The organism is Peribacillus sp. YIM B13482 (genome assembly GCF_042787975.1).
GTDB lineage: Bacteria > Bacillota > Bacilli > Bacillales > DSM-1321 > Peribacillus > Peribacillus simplex_A.
This window is the reverse complement of record NZ_JBHZPF010000118.1, coordinates 1-4,127: the sequence shown is the minus strand read 5'-3', so window position 1 is coordinate 4,127 and position 4,127 is coordinate 1. Positions and strand designations below refer to the sequence as shown.

Annotated in this window: 4 protein-coding genes; all 4 read right to left on the bottom strand. The window is 35.3% G+C overall.

What is annotated here, in order from left to right; translation table 11 throughout:
- Nucleotides 1–485: 485 nt before the first annotated feature.
- The 4 genes from ACFX4L_RS25060 to ACFX4L_RS25045 all read right to left on the bottom strand — a co-directional run bounded on the left by ACFX4L_RS25060 (nt 486) and on the right by ACFX4L_RS25045 (nt 3,296).
- Nucleotides 486–725, bottom strand: coding sequence for a hypothetical protein (locus tag ACFX4L_RS25060; protein ID WP_061463114.1), 240 nt, complete (start codon nt 723–725; stop codon nt 486–488).
- 352 nt (nt 726–1,077) lie between these two features.
- Nucleotides 1,078–1,824, bottom strand: coding sequence for an alpha/beta fold hydrolase (locus ACFX4L_RS25055; protein WP_377406626.1), 747 nt, complete (start codon nt 1,822–1,824; stop codon nt 1,078–1,080).
- 385 nt (nt 1,825–2,209) lie between these two features.
- Nucleotides 2,210–2,755 carry an NADPH-dependent FMN reductase gene (locus ACFX4L_RS25050; protein ID WP_377387423.1) on the bottom strand — a complete coding sequence of 182 codons (546 nt, stop codon included), beginning with the start codon at nt 2,753–2,755 and terminating at the stop codon, nt 2,210–2,212.
- A gap of 295 nt (nt 2,756–3,050) precedes the next feature.
- On the bottom strand, nt 3,051–3,296 hold the full coding sequence (locus ACFX4L_RS25045; RefSeq protein WP_061463123.1) for a ParB N-terminal domain-containing protein: 246 nt from the start codon (nt 3,294–3,296) through the stop codon (nt 3,051–3,053).
- Nucleotides 3,297–4,127 lie beyond the last annotated feature (831 nt).

Genomic DNA, 4,127 nt, shown 5'->3' with positions numbered 1-4,127 from the left:
ATAACCTTCACCAAAAATCCTCCAAATAAATAATCAATTATTTCCTTTATTTTACCATAAAACCCACAATTTTTATTGAAGTAACCTGCCCCGATAGTTGCATAAAAAAAAGCTGCCTTAAAGACAGCTCTGATTTTCAGCTAACGTACCTGTTAGTACATTAAAGCATAGTTTACTATTTGCGATTTTTTAATATTCGAACCTCTTCTTCTAGTTTATCTATTTTTTGTTGAAGTTCTTTTTTCGGTTTCACTAGTTTTCTTAGTAAAAACAATATTAATATTATGAAAAGAAAAGATAGAATTAATCCTGGAATACCTATATTACTCAACAAATACACACCGCCCAATTAATATCCTTAACCAAATTTTAGTTTTTTTTATAAAAATAGTAAATAGTTGTGGTTCGACTAAGCTACGCTTAATGAACTAAACTGCCCCGTTAGCTTAATAACAAAAAGGCTACATTGCCTGCTCCTCCTATATTCATTCAGGTTCAACAGTAAAGTTTTTTACTGGCTTCACTATGACTTCTTCAATTGTAAAATTAGGAGAATCATATTTAAGATATATATGTCCTTTCCTTACGTATTCCTCAGCTTCCTCAATGGTTTTAAAGCGTTTAGCATAACCATCACCAGAGCACCTGTCCGGATAGCCTGTTGAACGTAAATCCTCATAAATATAGTATTTGAATTTATTTAAGTAATTGGACACTATGTACATTAAAAATCCTCCTTAAATTCCGCGATTTATTTACCATAAAAATCAAATTTCTTTCTTCAACTATCCTGCCCCGATAGTTCCATTAGAAAAAGGCTGCCACAGTAACCCCTTATAGAACTAAAGCACCCTATAGTTTAAGTAGAAACCTTCACAATCTCTTCTAAACTTTAACATATTCCAATCCCTAAAATAGGTTGTTCCAGAATCTAGTGCAATACAAAAAGCCGCCTTCTTATTAAAGAAAAGCGCCCTTTAATTGAACTGTTAATATTATATTATCGCCCGTTTTATAATTTAGATAAGTTACAAATCTGACGAATGATTTTCCGTAGTCCTTGGCATAGTAAACTTTTCATTCCTTCACAAAACCAGTAATTTGACGATATAGCTTCTCGGGATGGGTGAGATTGACCATATGGTCAGCACCTGGAATTTCTATGATTCGAGCGTCTGAGTGCTTTCGAAAGTAATTGGCAACACGAAGGTTATCGGGTGAATCCTCCTTACCGATTATCAATAATGTTTTGGCCGTCAATTCTCCTAATCTTTCGATGGCCGGTGGTTGCGGCCAAATCAATTTAACAGCCGGCCATTCAAACATTCGGTTCATATGGTGCCGGAGCATTTGATCCATCAAATTCAGGTGAGGACTCACCGTTACAACACGATACGATGGATCACTGAGCAAAAGCTCAACCATCTTACCGATATCTGGGGCAGCTTCATGTATCGCCTTTATATTCTTTTCAAATTCCTTTGAATAGCTAAACCCAGATAATCCAGGCGCAAGCAAAACAAGTTTTGAAACCCTTTCAGGATAATTCAGAGCAAATTCAGTGGCAATTTGGCCACCCATTGAGTGACCGATAAGTGTCGCCTGATTGATTTCTAGATGATCAAGCAGCGACAGCAAATCTTCAACATGGTTGACATCTTCTAAAGGGGTCGGTGATTTCCCGGTCCCACGTCCGTCAAAAGCAACGACCTTGTAGTGTTTCGCTAAAGGAGATGCGACAAATGTCCAGTTCCGTACATCAGCACCACCGGTAAGGAGAACCACAGGATGACCATTACCATTAACTTCGTAATACAAATCCACTGAAATCCCTCCATTCATTACAATTTAATCTTATAATTTAATAATTAAAACTATGTTATCTTTCTTATATAATCCTGCTTTTTTCTGGCTTAACTTACAATTCAAGAAGCACCTTTTAATTTCCTTCCTTATTCTAGGATATGGCCCGATTGTTGAACACAAGTTAAAAACCTCTCTTCAACTAAACTGCCCCGTTAGTTGCATAAAGAATAAGCTACTGTTCAATTACAATAAAGCTGTTTTCTTTTAATATCCTTATCATGCATAAAACCGTTCAAAAATTTGAACGGTTTTTAAAATAGTTGATTAAAAATCTTCGAACTGTACTTATTTCATTTATAATGAGTAACAATAAAGGCTTTTTAAATACGAATTATAACGTAAGTCAATTATTTATCTCGTTCACTATACTATTGATTAGAGCGATAAGCGCTTGCTTAGTGCCCTCGTCTGTTACTGTAGCATTATCATTAAATTTGGTTCGGACTGATGGAACTAGCAACGATCCACTTTTAACAACAGTAGTATCCAACATATCCAGCGTAAGCAGTAAAGATTCATGCGCTTTTTCTCCCCCCGCAATCGATGGAGAAGCCGTTATAACAGCTACTGGTTTTTTATACAGTTCAGCTGATGAGACAAGCCACTCTAACGCATTTTTCAAGACTCCTGGTACACTTTTTGCATACTCTGGCGTACAGATAATAAGCGCATGCGATTCATCTAGCATCTTTCGAAAATCCTCAACAACAGCTGGTGGTTTCATTCTATCTATATCTGGATTGAAATGGGGAAGTTCTTTTATTCCATTATAAATAGTATAATCAATATCTTCGGGAATAAAAGCTGCTAAAGCCTTTAATATATTTGTGTTGGATGAACCTTCTCGAATGCTTCCTGAAATAGCTATTATCTTTTTTTGTTTGGTCATATTATCACCTCTACGAACAGATTACTTGTTCAACTACAAAAGAATCAAAGATATTGAACTATTTAACGAAAATCCAACAACTTTATTTGTAATTAAACATCTTTATTGTTATTGAAAAGCTGCCTTAAAGACAGCTCCGATCTTCAGCTATAGCACCCGATAGTTCATTAAGGGTTTTGCACTTCATTTTCCGAATGTATGATAATTGCAAGACCCGTACATTCAAAAGGTTGCCGCAGCAACCTCAATTATTGAAGTACAAGTCCTCTCTTTTCTATTTTTGATATGTAAAAGTTTATTTCTCATATACAATAGGGACTAGATCCATCCCCACCCTTTGAGCTGCAATATATCGTCTGTAACCATCCTTAAGGATCTTTGTATCCTTATTAATCGTAATGGGTTCATCTAAGCAGCCTGTCCGTTTAACATGATTTAAGACTTGCTGTGTTTTTTCGACACTCGGATTCGAATTTAAAAAATCTTCCGTTACAACAATCTGATTTAGTAAAATAAACTCTTCTGTTTCATCTGGTTTCATTTTTATTTCCCCCCCTATCTGGAGTCTAATTATATACTCTATTCACCTGTTATAAGACAAAGTTAATCAAGCTGTTCTCACTTTCTTCGTCCTCCAACATTAAAGCAAGCAATCTATTTAACATCAGTCAGATTATCAGAAGCAAAAAAATTAAAGGATCAGTGAGCTAAGCTCACTGATCCTTTATTAAATATGTATCCAACACGAGTACGTAACGATCTACCTTGCACTATTATGAATAGTTGATTACCTATTTATGATCTTTCGACCATAAATAAACAGTTCACCACCCATAATAATGGTTCGTTCGACCATATAAAATACCTGTACACCCATATACAACCTTTCGGCTGTATAAGAACGTTAACTTTAATTGAATCGTTTGCTCAATGAAGTCTTCGGCACTCGATATGATCTTCGCTCGACCCTATATGATAAGTTGGGACCTTATGACAATAATATCTTCTAGAAATACGACTGTCATAAAACCTTTCTTTACCATATAAAATCTTCCTCTGATTGCATAAGATCATTTATTTCTAAATCACCTATATACAATCTTTGGCTGAATTATATAGATCCTTTTTAGGATCTATATAATTTCGGGCTCAACCGTTACGTACTCGCTACCTATATAATGAGCAAGTTTAGTCCAATATATACGGTGTTGTAAGGGATTATTTTTGTCTGTTATTTGTTTATTGTATTGAAAGTATGATTATTGTAAGAATCGTTCTTTCAAAAGGCCGCCAATTGTGAAGTGAACCCAAAAAGTTAGACACTTTATTTAATTAGGCAACCTTGAGGGCATGAACCCGGTAATCTACTGGG